This is a genomic window from Burkholderia sp. ZZQ-2 (assembly GCF_050768715.1).
GTDB lineage: Bacteria > Pseudomonadota > Gammaproteobacteria > Burkholderiales > Burkholderiaceae > Burkholderia > Burkholderia cepacia.
In genome coordinates, this window is the sequence record NZ_LDVA01000047.1 from 1 (window position 1) to 464 (window position 464).

Sequence of the window (464 nt, forward strand, 5' to 3'; positions counted from 1 at the left end):
GGTCCCGCCGACGTTCACGAGCTTCCAGAGCGCGTGGATCACCGCGTCGTTCGACACCTACTTCCTCAACTCGATCACCGTCACCGTCGGCTCGGTCATCGTCACGACCGTCGTCTCGGTGCTCGCCGCGTACGCGTTCGCGAGGGCTCGGGCGAAGTTCTTCCGTGGCATCGAGGCGGTCTTCCTGTCCGGGCTCATGCTGCCGGTGCACCTGGCGATCCTGCCGCTGTTCTACCTGCTCGACTCGCTCAAGATGACGAGCAACGTGTTCAGCCTGATCCTCGTCTACGGAGCCCTCGGCATTCCGTTCACGACGTTCGTGCTGACGGTCTTCTTCCGCGCGTTGCCGATCGAACTCGAAGAGGCCGCGCGCATCGACGGCGCCGGTCCGTTCCGCACCTTCGTGCAGATCCTGCTGCCGCTCGTGCGTCCGGCGCTCGCGACCGTGATCGTCTTCCGTTTCG

Annotated in this window: 1 protein-coding gene; it reads left to right on the plus strand. The window is 64.9% G+C overall.

Annotated elements, in window-relative coordinates; all coding sequences use genetic code 11:
* Positions 1-464, plus strand: a 464-nt coding sequence (locus ABY44_RS01620; protein WP_431640774.1) for a carbohydrate ABC transporter permease, incomplete at both ends; no start/stop codon positions are given.